The sequence below is a fragment of the Salinimicrobium oceani genome, from assembly GCF_012037645.1.
Window position 1 is genome coordinate 1 of sequence record NZ_JAAVJR010000995.1, and the last position, 377, is coordinate 377.

Consider the following 377-nt stretch of genomic DNA (forward strand, 5'->3'; position numbering starts at 1 on the left):
CTGTTGATAAAACGGTACTTTACACCCAGGGTACATTCCACAAATTTTGAAGACATTCCCAGTAAGCCGGCAATGATCATCCAAAAAGTGGCTCCAGCTCCTCCCAGGGAAACAGCAACAGCCACCCCTGCAATATTTCCGAGTCCCACAGTTCCTGAAACCGCAGTAGCAAGGGCCTGGAAGTGGGTTACCTGCCCGGGAGCATTGGGATCATCATATTTCCCTTTTGCAAGATCAAGTGCATGTCCAAAACCTCTAAAGTTGATAAAGCCCATTCGAAGTGTAAAGAATAATGCTCCCAGCACCAGCCATATCACGATGAAAGGGATATCTTTTTGCTGAAAATCTCCATTTGGATGAGTCAGGGCAACAGGATT

Annotated in this window: 1 protein-coding gene; it reads right to left on the reverse strand. The window is 46.4% G+C overall.

The window, feature by feature from the left end; all coding sequences use genetic code 11:
* On the reverse strand, positions 1–377 hold a 377-nt coding region (locus tag HC175_RS20435), incomplete at both ends, for an alanine:cation symporter family protein (RefSeq protein ID WP_168139868.1).